Annotated in this window: 19 protein-coding genes; 13 read left to right on the top strand and 6 right to left on the bottom strand. The window is 72.8% G+C overall.

Translation table 11 applies throughout. From position 1 onward, the window contains the following. Window positions 1-45 precede the first annotated feature (45 nt). The 7 genes from AB0E02_RS12295 to AB0E02_RS12265 all read left to right on the top strand — a co-directional run bounded on the left by AB0E02_RS12295 (window position 46) and on the right by AB0E02_RS12265 (window position 8,922). The gene (locus AB0E02_RS12295) at window positions 46-837 is read left to right on the top strand and encodes a DUF6215 domain-containing protein (RefSeq protein WP_362137999.1); all 792 of its coding nucleotides are present in this window, start codon (window positions 46-48) and stop codon (window positions 835-837) included. Window positions 838-982: 145 nt separating this feature from the next. Next, window positions 983-1,897 carry a cyclase family protein gene (locus AB0E02_RS12290; protein ID WP_362138126.1) on the top strand — a complete coding sequence of 305 codons (915 nt, stop codon included), beginning with the start codon at window positions 983-985 and terminating at the stop codon, window positions 1,895-1,897. Between the two features lie 128 nt (window positions 1,898-2,025). Beyond that, the gene (locus tag AB0E02_RS12285) at window positions 2,026-3,606 is read left to right on the top strand and encodes a GMC family oxidoreductase (protein WP_362137997.1); all 1,581 of its coding nucleotides are present in this window, start codon (window positions 2,026-2,028) and stop codon (window positions 3,604-3,606) included. Window positions 3,607-3,772: 166 nt separating this feature from the next. Then, window positions 3,773-4,612 (top strand): SDR family oxidoreductase, encoded by an 840-nt coding sequence (locus AB0E02_RS12280; RefSeq protein WP_362137995.1) that lies wholly within the window; start codon window positions 3,773-3,775, stop codon window positions 4,610-4,612. Window positions 4,613-4,645: 33 nt separating this feature from the next. Continuing rightward, window positions 4,646-6,076, top strand: coding sequence for a cytochrome ubiquinol oxidase subunit I (locus tag AB0E02_RS12275; protein WP_362137993.1), 1,431 nt, complete (start codon window positions 4,646-4,648; stop codon window positions 6,074-6,076). Then, window positions 6,073-7,113: a cytochrome d ubiquinol oxidase subunit II gene (locus tag AB0E02_RS12270; protein WP_362137991.1), complete on the top strand. Its 1,041-nt coding sequence runs from the start codon at window positions 6,073-6,075 to the stop codon at window positions 7,111-7,113. The genes AB0E02_RS12275 and AB0E02_RS12270 overlap by 4 nt, the downstream gene beginning before the upstream one ends. A 27-nt stretch (window positions 7,114-7,140) precedes the next feature. Continuing rightward, window positions 7,141-8,922, top strand: coding sequence for a cation:proton antiporter (locus AB0E02_RS12265; RefSeq protein WP_362137989.1), 1,782 nt, complete (start codon window positions 7,141-7,143; stop codon window positions 8,920-8,922). Between the two features lie 10 nt (window positions 8,923-8,932). On the opposite strand, the gene AB0E02_RS12260 is transcribed toward AB0E02_RS12265, so the two are convergent. The 3 genes from AB0E02_RS12260 to AB0E02_RS12250 form a co-directional block, all read right to left on the bottom strand. After that, entirely contained in the window at window positions 8,933-10,771 is a 1,839-nt protein-coding gene (locus AB0E02_RS12260; RefSeq protein WP_362137987.1) for a glycoside hydrolase family 15 protein, read from the bottom strand. 114 nt (window positions 10,772-10,885) lie between these two features. Next, window positions 10,886-11,836 carry a DUF389 domain-containing protein gene (locus AB0E02_RS12255; RefSeq protein ID WP_362137985.1) on the bottom strand — a complete coding sequence of 317 codons (951 nt, stop codon included), beginning with the start codon at window positions 11,834-11,836 and terminating at the stop codon, window positions 10,886-10,888. A gap of 111 nt (window positions 11,837-11,947) precedes the next feature. After that, window positions 11,948-12,478, bottom strand: a complete 531-nt coding sequence (locus AB0E02_RS12250) for a hypothetical protein (protein WP_362138124.1) — start codon at window positions 12,476-12,478, stop codon at window positions 11,948-11,950. 405 nt (window positions 12,479-12,883) lie between these two features. Here AB0E02_RS12250 and AB0E02_RS12245 point away from each other — a divergent pair, with 405 nt between their 5' ends. From AB0E02_RS12245 to AB0E02_RS12230, 4 genes are all read left to right on the top strand, one after another. Next, on the top strand, window positions 12,884-13,447 hold the full coding sequence (locus AB0E02_RS12245; RefSeq protein ID WP_362137983.1) for a hemerythrin domain-containing protein: 564 nt from the start codon (window positions 12,884-12,886) through the stop codon (window positions 13,445-13,447). 172 nt (window positions 13,448-13,619) lie between these two features. Then, window positions 13,620-15,833, top strand: coding sequence for a SpoIIE family protein phosphatase (locus AB0E02_RS12240; RefSeq protein ID WP_362138123.1), 2,214 nt, complete (start codon window positions 13,620-13,622; stop codon window positions 15,831-15,833). Next, window positions 15,826-18,222 carry a nitrate reductase gene (locus tag AB0E02_RS12235; RefSeq protein ID WP_362137981.1) on the top strand — a complete coding sequence of 799 codons (2,397 nt, stop codon included), beginning with the start codon at window positions 15,826-15,828 and terminating at the stop codon, window positions 18,220-18,222. Before AB0E02_RS12240 ends, AB0E02_RS12235 begins: the two co-directional genes overlap by 8 nt. After that, window positions 18,219-18,716, top strand: a complete 498-nt coding sequence (locus tag AB0E02_RS12230; RefSeq protein WP_362137977.1) for a hypothetical protein — start codon at window positions 18,219-18,221, stop codon at window positions 18,714-18,716. Before AB0E02_RS12235 ends, AB0E02_RS12230 begins: the two co-directional genes overlap by 4 nt. Window positions 18,717-18,723: 7 nt before the next feature. Here AB0E02_RS12230 and AB0E02_RS12225 read toward each other — a convergent pair whose 3' ends face one another. Further along, entirely contained in the window at window positions 18,724-19,161 is a 438-nt protein-coding gene (locus tag AB0E02_RS12225; RefSeq protein ID WP_362137975.1) for a nuclear transport factor 2 family protein, read from the bottom strand. 62 nt (window positions 19,162-19,223) lie between these two features. Continuing rightward, a complete protein-coding gene (locus AB0E02_RS12220) occupies window positions 19,224-20,144 on the bottom strand; it encodes a zinc-binding dehydrogenase (protein WP_362137973.1) in 921 nt (306 codons plus the stop codon). A gap of 151 nt (window positions 20,145-20,295) precedes the next feature. Between AB0E02_RS12220 and AB0E02_RS12215 the strand changes: the two genes are divergently transcribed. Further along, on the top strand, window positions 20,296-21,252 hold the full coding sequence (locus AB0E02_RS12215) for a LysR family transcriptional regulator (RefSeq protein WP_362137971.1): 957 nt from the start codon (window positions 20,296-20,298) through the stop codon (window positions 21,250-21,252). A 199-nt stretch (window positions 21,253-21,451) separates the two neighbouring features. On the opposite strand, the gene AB0E02_RS12210 is transcribed toward AB0E02_RS12215, so the two are convergent. Further along, window positions 21,452-22,198, bottom strand: a complete 747-nt coding sequence (locus AB0E02_RS12210; protein WP_362137969.1) for a TetR/AcrR family transcriptional regulator C-terminal domain-containing protein — start codon at window positions 22,196-22,198, stop codon at window positions 21,452-21,454. Between the two features lie 112 nt (window positions 22,199-22,310). Between AB0E02_RS12210 and AB0E02_RS12205 the strand changes: the two genes are divergently transcribed. Next, on the top strand, window positions 22,311-23,393 hold the full coding sequence (locus AB0E02_RS12205) for an alpha/beta hydrolase (RefSeq protein WP_362137966.1): 1,083 nt from the start codon (window positions 22,311-22,313) through the stop codon (window positions 23,391-23,393). Window positions 23,394-23,416: the final 23 nt, after the last annotated feature.

Below are 23,416 nucleotides of genomic sequence, written 5' to 3'. Positions count from 1 at the left end.
GTGGGGGAAGCGGGGGAAGTGGGGGAAGCGGGGGAAGTGGGGGACATGGACGGGGAATTCGACAGATCCGCGACCGGATCCGCGACCGGATCCGCGACCGGATCCGCGACCGGATCCAAGGCCGGGCCCGAGAAGGGGATGAACGCCGGGGCGCAGGTGGTCGCGGCGGTGGTGCTGGTCGGGGGCCTCGCGGGGGGCATGTGGGTCATGGCGACGGCTTCGGGGCAGGAGGTCGAGGAGAGCAAGCCGGCTGCTTGCTCGCCCCCGCATGACGACGCCCGGCCGCCGCGGCATGCTGCCTCGAAGCGCGTTGCGTCGAAGCACGTTTCGGGGGCTCAGCTGTGCACGGCGCTGAACCGTTCGGACCTGCCGGAGCTCCTCGGAACGCCGGCGGAGCGGGCCGAGACCGCGGACGGCAGCGAGAGCACGACCAAGCTCGCCGGCGGCACCGAGATCGTCACTCCCGAGGCGAAAGTGACGCTGAAGACCTACTCCGTGCAGCTCTCGGCGTCCTCCGACGACCTCTCGGTCGCCCGGACGGCCGACCTGCTGGGCAATACCGCGGAGAAGCGAACGGTGCTGGGGCGTCCCGCGGTCCTCTCCTCGGACCGGACCATCGCCATCCGTTTCAACTTCGAGGGTGGCAAGCCCGGCAAGGCCGACACCGCGCCCGGCGGCATCGCCCGCCGCCTGCAGGTCGCCAGGAACGCCAAGGACGGCGGCGGCTCCTTCGAGGTCGTCGTCTGGCGGGAGGACGAGGGGATGCCCGATGACGCGGCCTTGCTCCGCGTCGCCGAGAAGGTCCTGCCGACGGTTCCGGGCTGGGACGCCGGCTGACGTATGCCGTGGGACCGCTTCCGGGATGCGGGGGGCGCGGCGGCGGCCGACCCTGGGACCAGGGCCCCGCGCCGGACGAGGAGGAGCTCACGTGCCGGATCGTGCGCACCAAGGCGAGGCGTCGCCGCCCGGGGCCCGGCACCGCATGTCCGAGGCGGCCTTCCGCTCCCTGTACCGCCGGCTGCGTGAGCAGGCGCTGGACGGCCCGGATGCCGGGCGCGGAGCGCTGGGCCACCTGACCCCCGAGCGGGTGGTGGCCGCCGCCACCGAGGTGCGGGCCGGCCGGACCGTATCGCTGGCCGCCCCGATCGAGACCTCGCCGGGGCCGGACGACCCGCAGCCCGCCACCCACCGGATGACCGCACCGGCGCCCGGCGAGGCCGACGCCCCGGGACTGCACTTCGCCCTCGACCGGTTCGCCATGAACGTGCACGGGGACGCGGACAGCCACCTCGACGCGCTGTGCCATGTGATGTTCGACGGCGAGCTCTACGGCGGTGTTCCGGCGAGCAGCGTGACGCCGGACGGGGCCGGCGCGCTCACCGCGGACCTGGTGCGCGACGGGATCGTCGGCCGCGGGGTGCTGCTGGACGTCCCGCGCCTGCGCCAGGTGCCGTGGCTGGAGCCCGGCGACCACGTGACCGCCGATGACCTCGTGGCGGCCGAGGCGGCCCAGGGCGTCACGGTCGGGCCGGGCGACCTGCTGTTCGTGCGCGTCGGGCACCGCCGCCGACGCCGCAGCCTCGGCGCCTGGAACGCCGCGCAGCAGCGGGCCGGCCTGCACCCGGCAGCGGTGCCCTTCCTCGCCGAGCGGCGGGTGGCCGCCCTGGGGTCGGACGGCAACAACGACACGGCCCCCAGCGCGGTCGCCGAGGTCCCGTTCCCGGTGCACGTGCTGGCCATGAACGCCATGGGGCTGCATCTCATGGACTACCTGAACTTCGAGGAGTTGGTACCGGTGTGTGCGCAGCTGCGCCGCTGGCACTTCCTGTGCGTGGTCGCCCCGCTGCGGCTCCCGGCGGCCACCGGCTCCCCGGTGAACCCGATCGCCGTCCTCTGACCGGCCGGGACGCCCGGCGCCTTCCAGGTGCCGCGCCGTCCCGGGGCGTATACGTTCGAAGGAGCGGAGAAGGCTACCGGCAGGTCCCGGCAGCGGCCGGCGACGCAACGGCAAGGACGGTGGTCGCTGTGGGCGACACCTCCCACTACGACGTCATCATCATCGGCACCGGAGCCGGCGGCGGCACCCTCGCCCACCGGCTCGCCCCCTCCGGCAAGCGGGTGCTCCTCCTCGAACGCGGCGGCTGGCTGCCGCGCGAACGCGACAACTGGGACTCCACCGCCGTCTTCGTCAAGGCGAAGTACCGGGCCCCGGAGTTCTGGCTCGACCGGCACGGCAACGAGTTCCCGCCCGAGGTCAACTACTACGTCGGCGGCAACACCAAGTTCTACGGCGCGGCACTGTTCCGGCTGCGCCCCGAGGACTTCGGCGAGCTGCGCCACCACGACGGCGTCTCTCCCGCCTGGCCGCTTCGCTACGAGGACCTGGAGCCCTACTACACCCAGGCGGAACACCTCTATCTGGTGCACGGCCGGCACGGCGAGGACCCCTGGGAAGGGCCGTGCAGCGGACCGTACGCCTATCCGCCGGTGGAACACGAGCCGCGCATCCAGCAGTTGAGCGACGATCTGGAGAAGCGCGGACTGCACCCCTTCCACCTGCCCATCGGCGTCGACCTCACCCAGGACGGGAACGGGCGGGCGGCCCACTCCAGCGTCTGCATCCGCTGCAACCGGGTGGACGGCTTCCCGTGCCTGGTCCGCGGCAAGTCCGACGCCCAGGTCATCTGTGTGGAGCCGGCACTGCGGCACCCCGGCGTCGAGCTGGTCACCCACGCCCGGGTGACCAGGCTCGAAACCGGTCCGAGCGGACGCAGCGTCACCACCGTCGTCGCCGAGCTCCCGGACGCGGAGCAGGCCCGGTTCTCGGCCGACATCGTGGTCGTGGCCTGCGGGGCGGTCAACTCCGCGGCCCTGCTGCTGGCTTCGGCCGACGACCACCATCCCCACGGGCTGGCCAACGGCTCCGATGTGGTCGGCCGCCACTACATGCGGCACAACAACCTTGCGCTGATGGCGATTTCGAAGGAGCCCAACGACACCCAGTTCCAGAAGACCCTCGCCCTGCACGACTGGTACCTGGGCGCGGACGACTGGGACTACCCCCTCGGCGGGATCCAGATGCTGGGCAAGTCGGACGCCGAGCAGATCCACGGCGAGGCGCCGCGCTGGGCCGGCGCGGTCACCCCGGACATGCCCTTCGAGGTCCTGGCCCACCACGCCGTCGACTTCTGGCTGTGCGGGGAGGACCTGCCGCAGCCGGACAACCGGGTCACCCTGGACGCCGACGGCCGCATCCGCCTCGCCCTCGACGAGACCAACAACATCGCCGGCCTGACCCGCCTGCGGCACAAGCTCCAGCACATGCTCGGCCACCTCGGCATGCACGAGCACCAACTGCTGTCGCACAGCATCTACCTGCACAAGGGCATGCCGATCGGCGCCACCGCCCACCAGGCGGGCACCGTGCGGTTCGGCGACGATCCGGCGTCCTCGGCCCTCGACCTCAACTGCAAGGCCCACGACCTGGACAACCTCTACGTCGTGGACACGAGCTTCTTCCCGAGCATCGGCGCGGTCAATCCGTCCCTGACGGCCATCGCGAACGCCCTGCGGGTGGGCGACCACCTGCTCGCCCGGCTCGGCTGACCGGCCCGCGGCGACGCACCACCGATCGGGCGAAGATCGTCAGTCGGGCAGCGCAAAGCGGACCGCTCCGCCGCGCCGTCGCCCCGCCCCGGTGGTTGTGTGACGCCTGCACCTCCGGGCCACGGCCCGGCTGATCCCGGGCCACGCAGTGGAGGAGTAGGGCATCGTGAGTTCCCCCGAGGGCGCACCCCAGGACGTGATCCCCGCGGATCTGCTGAAGGGCCAGAAGGCGCTGGTCACCGGTGCGAATTCGGGCATCGGCCGGGCCACCGCCGTCGCCCTGGGCCGGGCCGGCGCCGACGTCGTCGTGAACTACGTGGCCGGCCGCGAGGAAGCCGACAAGGTGGTCGAGGAGATCGCGTCCTTCGGAGTGCGGGCGGCGGCCTACGAGGCGGACGTCTCCGACGAGGGACAGGTCGTCGCCATGACGGACCGGATGGTCAAGGAGTTCGGCACCGTCGACATCCTCGTGGCCAACGCCGGACTGCAGCGTGACGCGTCGTTCACCGACATGTCCCTCGCCCAGTGGCAGAAGGTCCTGGACGTCAACCTCACCGGGCAGTTCCTCTGCGCCCGCGAGGCGACCAAGGAGTTCCTCCGGCGCGGGGTGGTTCCCGAGGTGTCGCGTGCGGCGGGCAAGATCATCTGCATGAGCTCGGTGCACCAGATCATCCCGTGGGCCGGCCACGTCAACTACGCCGCCTCCAAGGGCGGTGTGCAGATGATGATGGAGACGCTGGCGCAGGAACTCGCCCCGAAGAAGATCCGCGTCAACGCGATCGCCCCCGGAGCCATCAAGACCCCCATCAACCGCGACGCCTGGGACACCCCCGAGGCCCGGCAGGACCTCCTGAAACTGATCCCCTACGACCGTGTCGGCGCCCCCGAGGACATCGCCTGCGCGGCCGTCGCGCTCGCCTCCGACCTCCTGGACTACGTCGTGGGCGCCACCCTCTACGTGGACGGCGGGATGACCCTCTTCCCCGGGTTCGCCACCGGCGGCTGACCGACCCACCCACGTCGGTCCCGAGGAGACTCCATGCACACCACGCTCGCGCTGCTGACGGCCGCGCCCGCGCAGCTGCTCCCGGCCAGATCGATGATGGCCTTCACCCTCGCCGCGCACATCATCCTGGTGCCGCTGGGGGTGGCGTTGCCGCTGATCACGATCGTCATGCACGGTTACGGACTGCGCCGGAACGACCCGGCCGCCCTGCTGCTGGCCCGGCGCTGGTCGGCGGTCATGGCGGTCCAGTTCGCGATCGGCGTCGTCACCGGCACCGTGCTGTCCTTCGAGTTCGGGCTGTTGTGGCCGGGCATGATGGGCCGGTGGGGCGATGTCTTCGGGCTCGGTTTCGGGGTGGAGGCGTGGGGTTTCTTCCTGGAGGCGGTCCTCATCGCCGTCTACCTCTACGGCTGGCGGCGACTGCCCTCCCGCGCCCACTTCCTGCTCGCGGTGCCGCTGCCCTTCGTGGCCCTGCTGGGCGCCTTCGGGATCCTGGCCGCCAACTCGTGGATGAACACGCCCCGCGGCTTCGTCCTCGACGCCGCGGGCAACCCCGTGGACGTGGACGTCCGCAAGGCGATCTTCACGCCCATGTTCGGCCCGGAGTACTGGCACTTCGTCGTGGCGATGTTCGTCACGGCGGGCTACGTCACGGCGGGCGTCTACGCCGTGGGTTGGCTGCGGGGCCGCCGCGACCGTTACCACCGGCTCGGCTTCACGATCCCCTTCACGCTCGCCGCGGTGTTCACCCCCGTGCAGTTCGTCCTGGGCGACTCCATCGCCCGGCAGGTCTTCCACAAACAGCCGGTGAAGTTCGCCGCGATGGAGATCGTCTGGAGGACCGACACCCACGTGCCGGAGTACCTCTTCGGCCGGCTGCATCCCGACGGGACCGTCTCCGGCGGCCTCAAGATTCCCCAACTCGACTCCATCCTGGCCGGCTTCCGGCCGGACACCAAGGTCACCGGGCTGACCACGGTCCCGGCGAGCGACCGGCCGACGGCCACTCAGGCCACCATCGTCCACTGGACCTTCGACATCATGGTCGGGATCGGCTCCCTGCTGCTCCTGCTCGCGCTCTGGTACGGCGTTCTGTGGCTGTGGCGCCGCCGGCTGCCGGCCTCCCCGTGGTTCTTCCGCGGCGCGGCGTGCGCGGGCGTGGCCTCCGTCGTCGCCGTCGAGTGCGGCTGGATCACCACCGAAGTGGGCCGCCAGCCGTGGATCGTCTACCAGAACATGCGGGTCGCGGAGGCGGTGACGGCGACCCGCTCCACCAGCCTGTGGATCATGTTCGCCCTGGTCGTCGTGGTGTACGTCTTCGTGTTCGGGTCGTTGCTGCTGATCCTTTTGAAGATGCGCTCCCGCTGGCGGCTCGCCGATGGGACGGGCGGGCCGCAGCCACCGACGGAGACACCGGAGACGGACACGCCGTACGGGCCGCGGTCCGTCGGGAGCCGGCCGTGATCGCCGGGGTCATCGCCGTCGTCCTGCTGCTGGGCGTCGTCGCCTACGCCTGCGCCGGCGGCACCGACTACGGCGCCGGGTTCTGGGACCTGACCGCGGGCGGAGCGGCGCGCGGCGAGCGCCCCCGCAGGCTGATCGACCACGCCATGGAGCCCGTCTGGGAGGTCAACAACGTCTGGCTGATCTTCGTGCTGGTCCTCATGTGGACGGGTTTCCCGGTCCTCTTCGCGCGGGTGTTCCAGGCGATGTGGCTCCCCCTGGCGCTGGCCGCGGTGGGCATCGTGCTGCGCGGTGCCGGCTTCGCCCTGCGCAAGCCCGCCAGGCGGCTGGCCGGCCGGCGCCTGTACGGCGCGGTCTTCGCCGTCTCCTCGCTGCTGACGCCGTTCTTCCTGGGCGCCGCCGCCGGGGGTGTGGCCTCGGGCCGGGCGACGGCGGGCGCGACGGCGTCGACGGACGCCTGGGCCAACCCCACCTCCGCCCTGTTCGGGCTGCTCGCCGTGGCGACCACGGCCCTGCTCGGAGCGGTGTTCCTCGCCGCGGACGCCCGGCGCTTCGCCGCGCCGGACCTCGACCGGTACTTCCGGCGACGGGCGCTGGGCGCCCTGGCCGTCGTCGCCGTGCTCGCCGTCCTCACCCTGTTCGTCACCCACGGGGACGCGCCGTACGTCTGGCACGGGCTCACCCACGGCGTGGGGCTCGTCTTCGTCGTCCTCGCGGCGCTGGCCACCTGCGCCACCGGCTGGCTGCTGATCCGGTCCTCCGGGGCCTGGTCCCGCATCGCGGCGGTCGGTCTGGTCGCCTCCGCCGTGCTCGCCTGGGGGATGGCGCAGCGCCCGTACCTGATCCCGACCTCGCTCACCGTGGCCGAGGGGGCGGGCGCGCACACCACGCTCCGCTGGCTGGGCCTGGTCACCCTCGTCGCCGTCGTCCTGGTCGTTCCCGCGGTGGCCCTCCTGTACTGGCTGGACACCCACGGTGAGCTGGCGGGTCTCACCGATGCCGACCTGCGGCGCACCGGTGCCGGTGACGAGGGCTGACCTCGCGCGCCGAACGGCGGCGGCCCGATGAGCACGGACCAGATCCTGCTGGGCGTCGGACTGACCGTGGCCCTCGCCGTCGGTTCCCAGATCCTCGCCGGCCGGCTGCGGATCCCGGCCCTGATCCTGCTGCTGCCGGCCGGGTTCGCCGCCGGAGCGCTCACCGACACCGTCCGCCCCGACACACTCCTGGGGCCGGCCTTCGCACCCCTGGTGTCGCTGTCGGTGGCGCTCATCCTCTACGACGCCGGCCTGGGACTGGACCTGCGCCACCTCAAGGGCGCGACGCGGAGCGTCGTCGTGCGCCTCATCGTGCTGGGCGTGCTGCTCACCGCGGGCAGCGTGATGGCCCTGGGGCCGGTCCTGTACGGGGTGCCGTTCGCCGTCGCCTGCATGATCGGCGTGATCCTCGTGGTGTCCGGGCCGACCGTCGTCGCTCCGCTGCTCGAACACGTCGGGCCGTCGGCCACGGTGCGGCGGGTCCTGCTGTGGGAAGGGTCCCTGGTGGATCCCGTCGGCGGCATCCTCGGCGCCGTCGTCTTCCACTCCGTCATCTCCGGCGGCTTCCGGACCGGACACGGGTTCCGGGCCGCGGACTTCGTCGCCGGTATCGCCCTGGGGACCGCGGCCGGGGTGGCCGGTGCCGCACTGCTGTGGTTCACCCTCCGGCGGCTCAGGCTCGGCGAGACGCTCGGCACGCTCGCCCAGCTGGCCACCGTCGTCGCGGTGGCCGCGGGCTGCGACATGGTCTACGACGACACCGGGCTGATCGCCGCGGTCGTCACCGGGCTGATCGTCGCGAACCTCCCCGGCTTCGACATGCCCGCCCGGCGGCCGTTCTTCGAGACGCTCGTCCAGCTCATCATCGGCCTGCTGTTCGTCTCCATCTCGGCGACGGTGACGCCGAGGTCCGTCGTCCCCGTGCTGCTGCCCACCCTCGCGCTCGTCGCCGTGCTCGTCCTGGTGGTCAGGCCCCTGGTCGCCCTGCTGTCCACGGCGGGGACCGAACTCAGCACCCCGGAACGGGCCTTCACCGGCTGGATGGCCCCGCGCGGCATCGTCGCCGCGTCCACCGCCACGACGTTCTCCGCGTCGTTGATCGCCGCGGGACTGCCCGGCGCCGACAAGATCCTCCCGGTGACCTTCCTGGTGATCGTCGGAACGGTGGTGCTCTACGGCCTGACCGCCAGGCCGGTGGCCACCGGCCTGGGCGTCGTCCGCCCCGCACGGGCCCGTCCGCTCCTGGTGGGCGGCGACCCCTGGGTGATCGACCTCGCCCGGTCGCTGCGCACCGCCGGACTCGACGTGCTGATGTGGGCCGGCCTGGCCCACGAGAGGGACCGGATCGCGGAAGCCGGGATCGAGCTGGCGGCCGGGGAGCTGATGGCCGCGGCCACCGATCCGCAGGCCCGGCCGGAGGGGGTCACCGCGGCCTTCCTGCTGACCGACGACGACGACTTCAACGCCCTCGCCTCGATCGTCATGCGGGACAGCGTCGACGGCCCCGTCTACCGCATCGGCCCGCCACCGGGCGGCCACGGCGTCGTCGCGCCCTATACGGCCGGGGACACCCTCTTCGGCGCCGGCCTCCTCCGCCACGCCCTGGTGGCCCGGCACGGGCAGGGCGCCCGCTTCCACGTACGGCCCGCCTCGGACCCGCCCCCGCCGGGGTACGCGACCCTGTTCGTCGTCCGGCGCGACGGCCGGCTGGACCCGGTCACCGCGGCCCTGCCGGTGACCGCGGAGGAGGGCGACACGCTGATCCTCCTCGGGCCGGCGTCCGCGACGGGGGCGGAACCGGCCGGCTGAACCGGTCCGGCTACCGCCGGTCGAGCGCCGCGTTCAGGGTGAGGGCCGCGTCGATGAGGGCGAGGTGGGTGAACGCCTGCGGAAAATTGCCCAGTTGACGACCCGTCAGGTCGATCTCCTCGGAGTACAGGCCCAGGTGGTTGGCGTACCCCAGCATCTTCTCGAACACCAGCCGCGCCCGGTTCAGGCGTCCCGCGCGGGCCAGCGCGTCGACGTACATGAACGTGCACAGCGAGAAGGTGCCCTCCGAGCCGCGCAGGCCGTCGGGGGAGGCCCCGGGGTCGTAGCGGTAGACCAGGCTGTCGCTGACCAGCTCCTGATCCATGGCGTCCAGGGTCGATGCCCACATCGGATCCTCGGGGGTGAGGAACCCGACGGTCGCCATGCGCAGCAGCGAGGAGTCCAGTACGTCACCGCCGTAGTGCTGGACGAAGGCCTGCCGTTCCTCGCTCCAACCCTTGGCCATGACCTGCTCGTAGACGGCGTCCCGCTCGGCGCGCCAGCGTTCGGACGCCGACGGCCACCCCTTCGACTCGGCGAGTCGTAGCGCGCGGTCGAACGCGACCCACGACATGACCCGGCCGTAGGTGAAGTCCTGGCGACCGCCGCGGGTCTCCCAGATGCCCTCCTCCGCCTGGTCCCAGTGGTCGGCGAGCCAGTCCAGGTCCGCCCGCATCGAGGTCCATCCGCCGTGCCCGACCTGGAAGCCGTGCCGGTGCGCGAAATAGATGCTGTCCAGCGCCTCGCCGTAGATGTCCAGTTGGAGCTGGGTCGCGGCGCCGTTGCCGATCCGCACCGGCGCGGAGCCCGCATAGCCCTCCCAGTGGTGGAGGATCTGCTCGTCCAGGTCGGAGGAGCCGTCGACCTTGTACATGATGTTGAGCGGGCCGGTGTCCCCACCGCTGCCGGCGCGCTCCTTGACCCGGTCGCTCAGCCAGATGATGAACGCCCGGGCCTCGGCCGTGAAGCCCAGTCCCAGCAGGGCGTACACGGAGAAGGAGGCGTCCCGGATCCAGGTGAAGCGGTAGTCCCAGTTGCGTTCGCCGCCCAGTTGCTCCGGGAGAGCCGCCGTCGGGGCGGCCACCACGGCGCCGCTGGGGGCGAAGGTCATGAGCTTCAGTGTGATCGCGGAACGCTCCACCACCTCCCGCCAGCGTCCGGTGTAGCGCGACTGCGTCAGCCAGGAGCGCCAGAACGCCACGGTCTCGTCGAAGAGGCGTTGGTGTGCGTCGAGGCGTACCTCCGCGGGCGGCCCCTCGCCCCCCATCTCCAGAATCAGCCCCCGCTGCTGCCCGGCCTGCAGGGTCAGCGAGAGGTGCAGGTCGGCATCCCGGTCCGTGAGAACGTCCACGAGCCGCTCGTCCTCCGGTTCGCGGATGGGGTGCACGGTGAGTTCCGTGCCGTCCTCCGCGACGAAGACCGCTCCGTGCTCGGTGATGTGCAACTGGTGGGCCGTACGCCCGTAGTTGAAGCGCGGGGCGATCTCGACCTCGAAGGACATGCTGCCGCGCACGCAGCGGACCATGCGCACCAGCCGGTGGTCGGCCGTGACCGTCGTCCCGGTCACGGGCATGAAGTCGAGCACCTCACCGGCGCCCGCCTCGGTCATGAAGCGGGTCACCAGGATCGCCGTGTCGGGCAGGTACAACTGCTTGGTCGAGTGGGTCCGGTGCGCCGGCCGGACCGTGCAGTGCCCGCCCTTCTCCTTGTCCAGAAGCGCCCCGAACACACTCGGCGAGTCGAACCGTGGGGAGCAGAACCAGTCGACCACGCCCTCGGTGGTCACCAACGCCGCGGTCTGCAGATCGCCGATGAGACCGTGGTTCTCGATCAGTGGGTAGTCGTCCATCGGGGCGCCCCTTTCGGCGTGCGAGCCACCCGATTGCCGCCCTCCGCCCAGGGTAAGGCGGGGTCCGGGTCCCGGCGCGCCGAGCCCGGGGTGCCGGTCGCGGGCGGCCGGCCCCTACTGCCGGGGCTTCGTCGTGGCACGCCGGCCCGCGCGGCGCCACAGGCGTCGCTGCAGACGGAGGGTGAGGACGCCGACCGCGACCAGCACGACGACGTTGAGCAGGAGCTGGAGCAGCGAGCCCCATGCCTCGTGCCAGTCGGCGAAGGCCAGCGAGACGGCGATGTCCGAGGCGGCGGGGATGGTGGTCACGGAGATGAAGACGCCGAGCAGGGCACTGCCGCGCGCCTCGGTGAGCGAGACGATGCCGACCACGCCGGCGAGGAAGGCGACGACGAGGGAGAAGAAGTCCGGGGTGTCGATGAGGTGGGAAACGGGCCGCAGGCCCAGGTCGAAGGCCTCGGACTGCAGGTGTGCGGCCCGCGACAGCGCGGCGAAGCCCAGGGTGACCACGATGGCCAGCAGGAAGCCGACGGTCAGCGCACGGAAACCGTCCCGGACCCGGCGCCGGGTGCCCCGGTCGAGGCCGAGGGCGATGCTGGTGATCGCGTGGTACTCGGGGCCGACGACCATGGCCGCCACGATCAGGATCTGCGAGTTCGACATGATGCCGACCGCGCTGATCAGGCCGGCGATCACCAGGAACAGGTAGAAGGACGGCAGATAGGTGCCCTCCGACCGGATGTGGGCCTCGACCGTGGCCCACAGCGGTGCGTGGACCAGGGCGCTCGGCTGGTCGGCCTCGACCTGCTCGGCGCGGTGCGAGAACATCATCTCCACGCCGTCGACGGCGATCGATCCCGCCCGGTCCACGCCCAGCGCGCGCAGCTCACCCAGGACGTCGTTCGCGGCGCCCTTCATCACATCGCATTCGAGCGCGTCGCCCTCCGGGAGGTGCGCCGACCTCACGACCATCAGGTTGAGGACGCGGTCGTCCGAGCTGAGCAGGTCGACGGCCGGCGGGGTGAGTGCGGGCGGCATGACCATGCGCAAGTGGATCAAGTCCATCCGGACCTCCGGCGGCAGTCGGACACCGGCACATGTCCACTATCGCCTGCCGCTCCGCCACCCGCCGCACAGGCAAAACCCCCGCCCGGGCCGGCAGGCCGGGGCCGTCCGCTAGGCGCAGTCCGCGTCGAGCAGGTCGCCGTCCAGGTGCCGTACGAGCGCCTCGCGGTGCAGGTCGGCGACCGGGGCGAGGAGGTCGGGGTGGCGCAGCAGGGCCGCGGCCCGGCGGTCGCGGTCGTCGGGGTGGGTCAGCCGGCGGAAGTCGGGGGAGACCCCGGCGACGTGCTCACCGTCCACGAGGGCGGCCACCGCGTCCTCGGCGAGCCGGGGGGTGGTGAGCAGGCAGGCCGCCCAGCTGGCCACGACCTCGTCGACCCAGCTCCGCCAGGCTTCCTCGGGGGCCTCGGGCCCGGACGCGTCGGCACCGGTGAGCCAGTCCAGCCGGGCCGAACCGCCGGGACCGACCAGCGCGACCAGTGCGGCGTCCGCCGCCGTGGGGTAGCGCAGCCAGGCGGCGACCGTTGCGGCCTGCCGCGCCTGGGCCTGCGCGAGGGCCGTGTCGAGGGCGCCGCCGGTGACGGGGTAGGAGCGCAGCAGCCACTGCGCGGTGGAGGCTATGACCGGCGAGATGTCGGCGGACAACGGCACGGGGTCCCTTCTCTGGTGACGCCGGCAGCACCGGCGTCCACGGCTGTTCGGCGTCTTCGGTGTCTTCGGCGGTGAAGGCGTCCGGGGCGCGGAACGGGGAGGGGTGCGGAACGGGGAGGGCGCGGCCCGCTGAACCGGGCCTCCGGCAGCCTAGGCGCCCGGCCTATCGGGCGAAATGACGCAGCTCACGCGAAAGCCCCGAAATTCTGGCCGCCCCCCTCACGGCACCCCCGCCGCGCCCGCCCACCGCCTCCCCGTCCCCGCCTCCGGGTGACAACGCGGCGCCAACCAGGGCCAAGACACCCCTCTCCCCGTTAGGAAGCGCCGTGCCCGGGAACCCGTGGTGAGGCCCGCCGCACGGTGCGCGGGCGGCACGGCACACCGTTTCAGGAGGCACTCATGGCACACGGCGGCAACATCATCGACGAACTGACCACCGACCACCGCGAGGTCGATGACCTCTTCCGCCGGATCGAGGCCATGCCCAGCGGCCACAAGGACCGCAAGAAACTCATCGACCAGGTCACCATCGAGCTGGTACGGCACTCGGTCGCCGAGGAGCAGTACCTGTACCCGGCGGTCCGCGAGCACGTGGCGAACGGCGGCCCGATGGCCGACAAGGAGCTCAAGGACCACGCCGAGGTCGAGAAGATCCTCAAGAAGCTCGAAGGCTGTTCCGCCGACGACCCGCAGCTGGACCAGCTGTTCATGCTCCTGAAGGACTCGGTCACCAGCCACGTCCAGGACGAGGAGGCCAACCTCTTCCCCCAGCTGCGCGCGGTCTGCTCCGCCGACACCCTGGACACCCTCGGCGACAAGATCCGTACCGCGAAGAAGATGGCCCCCACCCGCCCGCACCCGTCCGCGCCCGACACCCCGCCGGCGAACAAGCTGCTCGCGCCGGGGGCCGGGCTGGTGGACCGGACCAGGGACTTCATCAGCGGCCGTGGGAAGTCCGCGTAGCGGCGCTGCGGAGCGGCGACGGCAGCACGCCCGGCCGGACGCAGACGCACGCCCGATCGCGGGCGTATCGTCCCGATATGGTCCATGCGCGGTGCGGCAGATGCGGCAACCGGCCGGGGAGGCTGACGCGGTGACGGACATCTTCGGGTCCGCTGCCGCCGGGGGCTCCGACATGCTGCTGGACGCCCCCCTGGTCCAGGCCGTCCAGGAATCGGGGGCCTCCGCCGGTCTGGTGTTCCTGCTGCCCCCGGGCGACAGCCGGCTGCATCTGACCGTCATGACGGGCATCTCCCAGCGGATCGTCGCCCCCTGGGAACGGATGCGGCTGGCCGGATCGGTCCCGGTGACGGACGCGGTCCGCGAGCGGCGCCTGGTCTGGGTCGCCGGACACGAGGAGATGGCCCGCCGGTACCCCCGGGCCGCCCTCGCCCTGCCGTACGCCTTCGCGCTGGCCACCGCGCCGATCACCGCCGACGGGGCCGACTGGGGCGGCCTGGCGCTGCTCTGGCCCGGCTCGCACCCGCCGGAACTCTCCCCGCGCGAGCACGACAGCCTCCGCGCCTGCTGCCACCACCTGGGACTGCTGCTGCAACACGCCGCCGACACCGGCCACCCGGTCCTCCCGGGCCCGGAGCCGCGGATCATCCCGGCGCTGCGGACCCGCGCGCCCGGTGCGGCCGAGGCGCTGGCCGCCTTCGACTTCGCCGAGCGGCTGCCCGAGGGCGCCTGCGCGCTGGACCTCGACGGCCGGATCACCTTCATCACCGCCACCGCCGCGGAGCTCGTCGGCGCCACCGTCGGCGAGCTGCGCGGCGCGCTGCCGTGGGAGGCGCTGCCCTGGCTGCACGACCCGGTCTTCGAGGACCACTACCGGGCCGCGGTCATCAGCCGGCAGCCGGTGTCCTTCACCGCGCTGCGCCCGCCGGACCGCTGGCTGTCCTTCCGCCTCCACCCGGACGCCGGCGGCCTCAGCGTCCTGATCGCCCCGGCACCCACGGACCGGCCGACGGACCGGCCGACGGACCGGACCGAGGGCGGGCCCGCGGACCCGGCCACCGCCGCGGACCGCCCCGCGGACGGCTCCGGCCCCAGCCGGCCGGCCGGGCCCGCCGGGCCGAGCCGCACGGACGTGCTCTACCACCTGCTGCACCTGGCCGCCGCGCTGACCGAAGCGGTCGGCGTGCAGGACGTGACCGAACGGGTCGCCAACCAGATCATGCCCGCCTTCGGCGTACACGCCCTCGCCCTGACGACCGCCGCCGAGGGACGGCTGCGCATCGTCGGCCACCGCGGCTTCACCGCCGACGTCCTGGACCGCTTCGAGGGCCTGACGCTGACCGCCGACACCCCGGTCGTCCGCGTGCTGAGCAGCGGCGTCCCCAGCTTCTTCGCCACGTTCGAGGACCTCAGGCGGGCCTACCCCGAGGCCGTCCTGCAGGACGACATGGCCGCCTGGGCCTTTCTCCCCCTGATCGCCTCCGGCGCACCCGTCGGCTCCCTCGTCCTCGCCTACGACCGGCCCTTCCCCTGGTCCCCGCAGGAGCGCGCGATGCTGACCTCCCTCGCCGGGCTGGTCGCCCAGGCCCTGGACCGGGCCCTGCTCTACGACACCAAACACCGGCTCGCCCGCAGCCTGCAGGCCGGACTGCTGCCCACCGGCCTGCCCCGGATCCCCGGCCTGGACGTGGCCGCCCGCTACCTCCCGGCCGGCCGGGTCACGGACATCGGCGGCGACTTCTACGACCTCATCCACCTCGGGGACCGCACCGCCGCCGCGGCCATCGGCGACGTCCAGGGCCACAACGTCAACGCCGCCGCCCTCATGGGCCAGGTCCGCACCGCCGTCCACGCCACCGCCGGCGCGCCCCCGGGCGAGGTCCTCGCCCGCACCAACCGCCTGCTCACCGACCTGGACGCCGGACTCCTGACCAGCTGCCTCTACGTCCACCTCGACCTCGCCGAGCACCGCGCCCGGATGGCCAGCGCCGGCCATCCGCCCCCGCTGCTGCGCCACCCGGACGGGTACACCGAGGTCCTCACCCTGCCGCCCGGCCTGCTGCTCGGCATCGACCCCGACACCGACTACCCGACGACCGAGATCACCCTCCGGCCCGGCAGCGTGCTCGCCCTCTACACGGACGGACTCGTCGAATCGCCCGGCGGGGACATCGAGGAGGAGATCGCCGGCCTCGCCGGCCACCTCGCCCGCTCCGGGCCCCCGCCCATGGAGACCCTCGCCGACGACCTCCTCCGCCGCACCGGCCTCACCTCACCGCGGGGCGACGACATCGCGCTCCTGCTCATCGGCGCTCAGGCCGACGACGACGGCGGCACGGCCCCCGGCACCGGACGTGACACACCTGGAAGGGACCGCTCCGATGGCTGACCGGACCACCGATGTGTGGGGGGCACGCACCCCCTACGGCGCGGGCGACCGGTGGCCGCCCCGCGGGGACCGGTACCTGACCGTGCCGGACGACGAGGTCGAGCGCTGGGTGCCGTCCGCCTGTGTGCTGTGCTCGAACGGCTGCGGACTGGACATCGCGGTCGCCGGCGGACGCATGGTCGGCGTACGCGGCCGGGAGGACGACCGGGTCAACCACGGCCGGCTGGGACCGAAGGGCCTCTACGGCTGGCAGGCCAACCACTCCGGCGACCGGCTCACCCGGCCGCTGGTCCGCACCGACGGCGCCCTCCGGCCGGCGGACTGGGAGACCGCGATGCGTGCGGTGACCGACCGGTCGAAGGCGGTGCTCGCCGAACACGGGCCGCTGGCCATGGCGTTCTACACCAGCGGCCAGCTGTTCGCCGAGGAGTACTACGCCCAGGCGCTGATCGCCCGCGCCGGCATCAGCACCCCGCACCTGGACGGCAACACCCGGCTGTGCACCGCCACGGCGGAATGGGCGCTGATCGAGAGCTTCGGCAGCGACGGCGCCCCCGGCTCGTACACCGACATCGACGTCTGCGACACCCTGCTGCTGGTCGGCCACAACGTCGCGGAGACCCAGACCGTGCTGTGGTCGCGGATGCTGGACCGGCTGCACGGTCCGGACCGCCCCCGGCTGGTCGTGATCGACCCGCGGGCGACGCCCACCGCGCGCGAGGCCGACGTCCACCTGGCCCTCCGGCCGGGCACCAACGTCGCCCTGCTCAACGCCCTGCTCCACGAACTGATCGACCACGACCGGATCGACCGGGCCTTCCTCGACGCGCACACCGTCGGCTTCCCGGACCTGGCGGAGGTGACCACGCAGTACCCCGCGGAGAAGGCGGCCGCCATCTGCGGCGTACCGGCCGACGACATCCGCGCGGCCGCCCGGATCATCGGCACCGGACAGCGGCTGGTCTCCACCGTGCTGCAGGGCGTCTACCAGTCCCACCAGGCCACCGCCGCGGCCGTCCAGGTCAACAACCTCCACCTGGTCCGCGGCATGATCGGCCGCCCCGGCTGCACCGTCTTCCAGATGAACGGCCAGCCCACCGCCGAGAACACCCGCGAGACCGGCGCCGACGGCACCCTGCCGGCGTACTTCAACTGGCAGAACGACGCGCACGTACAGCAGCTCGCCGACGCCTGGAACGTCGACGCCCTGCAGATCCCGCACTGGTCACCGCCCACCCACGCCATGGAGATCTTCCGGCACTGCGAGAACGGCTCGATCCGGTTCCTGTGGATCACCGGCACCAACCCGGCCGTCTCCCTCCCCGAACTCCACCGCATCCGCGCCATCTACGGCTCCGACCGGCTGTTCCTCGTGGTCTCCGACGCCTTCCCCACCGAGACCACCGCCCTGGCCGACGTCGTCCTGCCGGCCGCGATGTGGGGCGAGAAGACCGGCTGCTTCACCAACGCCGACCGGACCGTGCACCTGTCCGAGCGGGCCGTCGACCCGCCCGGCGAGGCCCGCAGCGACTTCGACGTCCTGCTGGACTACGCCCGGCGCATGGACCTCACCGACCGGGACGGCCGCCCCCTGCTGCCGTGGAGCCGCCCCGAGGAGGCCTGGCACGACTTCATCGCCCTCACCCGGGGCCGCCCCTGCGACCAGTCGGCCCTCACCTACGACCGGTTGCGCAACGCCGGCGGCATCCAGTGGCCGTGCACCGACCGGGCGCCCGACGGCACCGAACGCCTCTACACCGACCACTTCTTCCCCACCGCGGCCGACCGCTGCGAGGACTACGGCCACGATCTGACCAGCGGCGCCCAGAAGGACGCCGACACCTACCGGGCCCACGACCCCGACGGCCGGGCCGTACTCAAGGCGGCGCACTACCTGCCGCCGCACGAACCGGTCGACGAGCGCTACCCCCTGCAGCTCACCACCGGCCGCACCGTCCACCACTGGCACACCCGCACCAAGACGGCGCGCAGCCCGCAACTCCAGGACGCCGCGCCCGAGATGTGGGTCGAACTGCACCCCGAGGACGCCGCGCGCGCCGGCATCGCCGAGGGCGACCTGGTACGCGTCGCCTCCCGCCGCGGCGACCTCGTCGCCCCCGCCCTGCTGCGCGGACCCCGGCCCGGCGTGGTCTTCGCCCCGTTCCACTACGGCTACTTCGACCAGGCCGACCCCGACCGCCACAACCGGGCCGCCAACGAACTCACCCGCACCGAATGGGACCCGGTCTCCAAACAGCCGGTCTACAAGGTCACCGCCGTCCGCATCGTCAAGGTCGCCGATGCCGCGGTCGGCGGCCGGCCCGTCGTCATCAGCGAACCCGGCCTCAGCGCCGTGGCCCCGCCCCAGCCCCCGAAGGAGCGGCCATGAGCAAGACCGGCCTCCTGCTGAAGGAACTCCACGCCTCCGAAACCGAGTTGGCGGCCGCCTACCACGCCGTGGCCGAGCGCCACACCGCCGACCACGGCACCTACTACCCGTGCCACACCCTCGCCGCCCAGTGCGACGCCCACGCCGAGCAGATCCGCGGCTGGGGCGAACGCTACGGGGCCGCCCTCCACCCGCCGGTCCACTCCGACCTGCTGACCGCGGCCAGGGACGCCCTGCGCCACGAAGGCTCCGAACTCCTCGGCCGCCGCCCCGAGTCCGGCCTCCTCCTGCTGCGCGATCTGCGCCGGCTGTACGTCAAGGCCGAGGCCACCTACATCAACTGGATCATGCTCGGCCAGGCGGCCCGGGCCCTCCGCGACCAGGACCTGCTGACCGCCCTCGGCCCGCTCCAGCAGCAGACCCGCACCCAGGCCACCTGGATCACCACCCGCATCAAGGAAGCCGCGCCCCAGATCCTGGTGGCCACCGACTGATCACGGCTCACGCACCGCCGGTGGGGCGGGAGTCGGCGTGGTCCGGGAAGAGGGTGCGGGCCACGTGGTGGGTGTCGGCGTACTCGATGACCGAGGTGATCCGGCCGTCGCGGACGGTGTAGATGCCCAGGCAGCGGTTGTCGTACCGGTCGCCGTGCACGGTCGTGGCCTTCGCCGTCCACTCGGCGACCACCCGGTCGCCCTCGGCCACGGTGCTGACCAGCGCGATCTCCATGGTGCCGGGGACGAAGGCGGGCCCCATGCCGCCGAGGAAGTCGTTGACGATCGCGTCGCGGCCCTGCCACACCCGGGAGACCGGCAGATCGCCCGGGTAGTCCCAGGTGGCGTCCTCGGCGAAGCTGTCGCGGATGACGTCCGCGTCGCCGTCGCGGACGGCCTCGACGTAGCGGATGACGACGGACCGGGGGTCGGTGAGGGTGCTCATGAGTGTGCTCCTTCGTTCGGGTTGGGTTCCCGGGCCGGGAGCTTCCGGCCCGGGGGAGGGGTTCAGGACAGGGTGAGGACGGCCTTGCCGCGGATACGGCGGTCGCGCAGGTCGGTGAGGGTGGCCGCGGTGTCGGCCCAGTCCGCGACCCGGCCGATCTCCGGGTGCAGCCGGCCCTCCTCGGTCAGCCGGACCAGGGCCGCCAGGTCGTCGTCGAGGCGGGTGTCCGCGTCGAGGTAGTGGAAGTGCCGGAGCACGGCCGATTCCGGGCCGCGGAAGAAGTCGAAGAAGTCGAGCGTGGCAGGGGTGCGGCTGGCCTGGCCGAACCAGATGAGCGTGCCGCGCCGGGCCAGCCGCGCCAGAGCGAGCGGGAGGGCCCGGCCGCCGGTCGACTCCAGCACCAGGTCGTACGGACCGCTCGCGTCGGCGACCTCATGGACGATCTCCGCGGCGCCGAGTCCGGCCAGCCGGGCGCCGCGTTCGGCGTCCCTCGTCACGGCGGTGACCTGCGCCCCCGCCGCGGCCGCGAGCTCGGTCACGTAGTGGCCCACACCGCCGGACGCACCGGTCAGCAGGACCCGCCGGCCCACCACCGGTCCGGCGGCGCGCAGCAGCCGCAACGCGGTGAGCCCGGCCAGCGGCAGCGCCGCGCCCTGGAGCACCGGGACCCCGTCCGGCAGTACCGCGAGCGCATCGGTGGGAACCGCCACGTACTCGGCCCAGCCGCCCGCCATGGGATGGCCGACGACCCGGGTGATCCCGGACGGTCCGCTTCCGTCGGCGGCCGGCTGCACCACCAGCCCCGCGACGTCCTTCCCCGGGCGCTCGCCGGCGACCGGCCGCTCCAGCTTGAACGTCTCGCCCCGGTTGACCGAGAACGCCTCGACCTTGACCAGCGCCTCATGGGGGCGCGGGGTCGGCTCGGGAACGTCGGCGAGCACGACCGGCTCGGCGGGATCCCCGGTCGGTATCAGGGCTTTCATCGTGGTCGGTCCTCCTCGGTGGCCTCCGGGGGCCGTCCCCGGTGCGGCGCCTGGTGCGGCGTCAGGACCATCTGACCGGTCGGCGGGCCGGCCCGGCCAACAACCGGACCACCCGGCCGACAACGCACGGTTGTCGCATAAGGTCAGCGGCATGGATCTCGACCTCGCCCTGGTCCGCGCGTTCACCACGACCGCCGGGACGCTGCACTTCGGGCGGGCCGCCGAGGAGCTGATGACCAGTCAGCAGGCGCTGTCGAAGCGCATCGCACGGCTGGAGGAGCTGCTGGCCGTGCGGCTCTTCGTGCGCAAAGGGGGCATCCGGCTGACCGAGGCGGGCGAGCGGTTCCTGCCGGCCGCGCACGAAGCGCTGGCGGCGGGCGAGCGCGCGATCGCGGCGGTGAGCGGGTCCGGCCCGGCCGTACGGATCGACACCTGGGGCCATCTCTACGCACCGATGCGCACCGTCGCCCAGGCCGTGCAGGCGCTCGGGCCGGTACGGCTGGAGCCCGGCCCGGGACGCGACTGGCCCTCGGTCGCGCAGGCCCTGCTGCACGGCGGGACCGACCTGGGCTTCGGCCGGGTGCATCCGCTGCCCGGCGGCCGCGACGCCGGGCTCACCCAGCGGCTGGTGCGGCTGGAACCGGTCGACGCGGTGGTCGGCCCCGAGCATCCGCTGGCCGGCGCGGACGCGCTGCGCCCGGCCGACCTGCGCGAGTGCACCCTGTGGTGCCCGGCCGAACTGACCCGGCTGGACTTCCTGCGCCGCTTCGCCGACGCCTTCGGCATCACCCGGCGGCAGGACGGCCCCAACCTCGGCCTGGACCACCTCGTCCAGCACCTCCGCGGCGACCCCGCGTGCTTCACCCTCTTCCCCGCCGACGCCCCGCTCCCCGACCACGCGGGCCTGCGCGCGATCCCGCTCGTCGAGCCGGTCCCGCTGTACGCCTGGTCGCTGGCCTGGCGCGAGTCCGCCCGCCACCCGCTGCTCGACACCCTGCTCCGCGGCTTCACCGAAACCGGCCGCTCCCGCCGCTGGCTGGACTACACGCCCCGGCGCGACTGGCTCCCCGAGACCGACCACGCGAAGCTCGCCGTGGACCAGGAATGACGGGGACCAGGGGCGTCACGGCCGGGGACGGAAACCCCTAGGGCGCTGCTGACGGATCTCCGCGGCGTCGCGACGCCTGGCACGCACGCTCGCGGCGCCGAAATGCCCCCATAGCTCCGCTATGAAGACATCCCGGCGCCTTGCGATCGCACGCACCAGGCGCCGCTCCTTCCTCCACGGAGATCCGTTCAGAAGCGCCCTAGTCGGCGCGCGGGCCCTCGCGGTCGATCAGGGCCTGCACCCCGTCGAGGATGCGGTCCAGACCGAAGGCGAGCGGGTCCTCGTCGGTGGGGGCGAAGGCGCCGGCGGCGACGGCCTTGGTCAGGGCGGGGAAGCGGTCGGCGTGCCGGTCGAGGAGCTCGCCGGTGAGGCGGTTCCACTCCTGGTCCTGCTCCGCGTCGAAGTCGACCAACTGCTGGGCGAGGTTGCGGATCAGCCCGACGACGAGCAGGAAGACCTGGTGCCGCTGCGCCGGGGCCAGACCGGTCGGCTCCAGGGCCGCCAACGCGGCGTCCAGCCAGCCCAGTTGGTGGGGGCCCATGGCCTGGCGGCGCATCGCGGTGGCCGCGAGCAGCCAGGGGTGGGCCTGGTGGACGGCCCAGGACCGGCGGGCCCACTCGGTCAGCTGCGGCCGCCAGCCCTCTCCCGCCACCGAGAGGTCGGGCCGCTCCACGAGCACGGCCTCGACCATCAGCTCGACCAGCTCGGCCTTGCCGGGGACGTAGCGGTACAGCGCCATCGCCGAGACGTCGAACGCGCCGGCGACCTTGTTCATGGAGACGGCTTCCAGGCCCTCGGCATCGGCCAGCGCCACGGCGGCCTCCGCTATCCGGTGGGGGGTGAGGCTGGGCTTGGGCCCCCGGGTGGGCCGGTCCTGCTCGCCCCACAGCAGCGCGAGGCTCGCGCGCACGTCCCGCGCCTCCTTGGCCTTGGTGGTCCTGGCCACGGCGGTCCTCCTTCTCCTCGCGGTCGGCGGAAGCCGGTTGACGTCCGCTCCAACTGTATATACCGTAAAGCTCACTGCTGATGGCATAAACAGTTTAGGGGGGACACCCATCATGCTGGGAACCGTTCTTGGGGCTTCTGCCGCCGCCGTCGTTGCCGCACCTGCGGCGGGGCTGCTGGGATACCGCCAGGTCAAGCGCGCCGCTCTGGCGCGGCGGCTGCGCATCACCGCACCCGGGGGGATCGACGAGGCCGGCTTCGTCCGGATCGGCGGCGTCGACCAGTACGTCTCCGTCCGCGGCGAGGACCGCCGCAACCCGGTCGTCCTGGAGCTGCACGGCGGCCCCGGCGCGTCCAACCTGGTCTTCGTCCCGCGCACCCGCGCATGGGAGAAGCACTTCACGATCGTGCGGTGGGACATGCGCGGCGCCGCCAAGACCTTCGGCCGCGGCGGCCCGGCCGGGCAGGGCGAGATGAGCCTGGCGCGGCTGCAGAGCGACGCACTGGAGCTGACCGAGCACATCCGGGCCCGGCTCGGCGTCGGCAAGGTCCTGCTGGCCGCCAACTCCTTCGGCACGTTCGTCGGCCTCCGCCTGGCCCGCAGCAATCCGGAGCTGTTCTCCGGCTATGTCGGCACCGACCAGAACATCGCCGCGGGCGGCCGCGACCGGTCCTCCTACCGCGCCCTGTGCGAGCGCCTCCGGGAAGCCGGCAAGCGCAAGGAGCTGGCCGCCGTCACCGCCATGGGGCCCGACGCCTCCGCCTGGAGCCCCGAACAGTGGTCGCGGTACGCCAAGTTGGTCGTCACGTCCGACCCGCTGACCTACGACACCATGAAGACCGTGGTGGTCCGCTCGCTCTGGTTCTCCCCGCTGCACAGCCTCCGCGAGCTGCGTACGTACTTCCAGGGCATGAGCTTCTCCGAGCAGCTCGGGCCCGAGGCCATGGGCATCGACGAATGGGTCGAGGGGACCGCGTTCCGCATCCCGTTCTTCCTCTTCCAGGGCGACCGCGATGTGCTCACCCCGCCCGAGCCCGCCCGGCGGTTCTTCGACGACGTCACCGCGCCGGTCAAGGACTTCGCGCTCATACGCGACGCCAGCCACTTCGCGTCGTTCCGCCACCCGGACCAGTTCCTGGACCTGATGCTCACCAAGGTGCGGCCCGTGGTCACCGGCCAGCCGATCGCCTCCTGACCGCGCGGGGTGGGAGGCGGGCC

This window comes from Streptomyces sp. NPDC048196, from assembly GCF_040652715.1.
Lineage (GTDB): Bacteria > Actinomycetota > Actinomycetes > Streptomycetales > Streptomycetaceae > Streptomyces > Streptomyces siderophoricus.
This window is presented reverse-complemented; position numbering and strand designations above follow the sequence as displayed.

Coding starts and splice junctions, on each gene's coding strand:
- AB0E02_RS12295 (WP_362137999.1), top strand. CDS start 46: ATGGACGGGGAATTCGACAGATCCGCGACCGGATCCGCGACCGGATCC.
- AB0E02_RS12290 (WP_362138126.1), top strand. CDS start 983: ATGTCCGAGGCGGCCTTCCGCTCCCTGTACCGCCGGCTGCGTGAGCAG.
- AB0E02_RS12275 (WP_362137993.1), top strand. CDS start 4,646: ATGCACACCACGCTCGCGCTGCTGACGGCCGCGCCCGCGCAGCTGCTC.
- AB0E02_RS12265 (WP_362137989.1), top strand. CDS start 7,141: ATGAGCACGGACCAGATCCTGCTGGGCGTCGGACTGACCGTGGCCCTC.
- AB0E02_RS12260 (WP_362137987.1), bottom strand. CDS start 10,771: ATGGACGACTACCCACTGATCGAGAACCACGGTCTCATCGGCGATCTG.
- AB0E02_RS12255 (WP_362137985.1), bottom strand. CDS start 11,836: ATGGACTTGATCCACTTGCGCATGGTCATGCCGCCCGCACTCACCCCG.
- AB0E02_RS12245 (WP_362137983.1), top strand. CDS start 12,884: ATGGCACACGGCGGCAACATCATCGACGAACTGACCACCGACCACCGC.
- AB0E02_RS12240 (WP_362138123.1), top strand. CDS start 13,620: ATGCTGCTGGACGCCCCCCTGGTCCAGGCCGTCCAGGAATCGGGGGCC.
- AB0E02_RS12235 (WP_362137981.1), top strand. CDS start 15,826: ATGGCTGACCGGACCACCGATGTGTGGGGGGCACGCACCCCCTACGGC.
- AB0E02_RS12230 (WP_362137977.1), top strand. CDS start 18,219: ATGAGCAAGACCGGCCTCCTGCTGAAGGAACTCCACGCCTCCGAAACC.
- AB0E02_RS12225 (WP_362137975.1), bottom strand. CDS start 19,161: ATGAGCACCCTCACCGACCCCCGGTCCGTCGTCATCCGCTACGTCGAG.
- AB0E02_RS12220 (WP_362137973.1), bottom strand. CDS start 20,144: ATGAAAGCCCTGATACCGACCGGGGATCCCGCCGAGCCGGTCGTGCTC.
- AB0E02_RS12215 (WP_362137971.1), top strand. CDS start 20,296: ATGGATCTCGACCTCGCCCTGGTCCGCGCGTTCACCACGACCGCCGGG.
- AB0E02_RS12205 (WP_362137966.1), top strand. CDS start 22,311: ATGCTGGGAACCGTTCTTGGGGCTTCTGCCGCCGCCGTCGTTGCCGCA.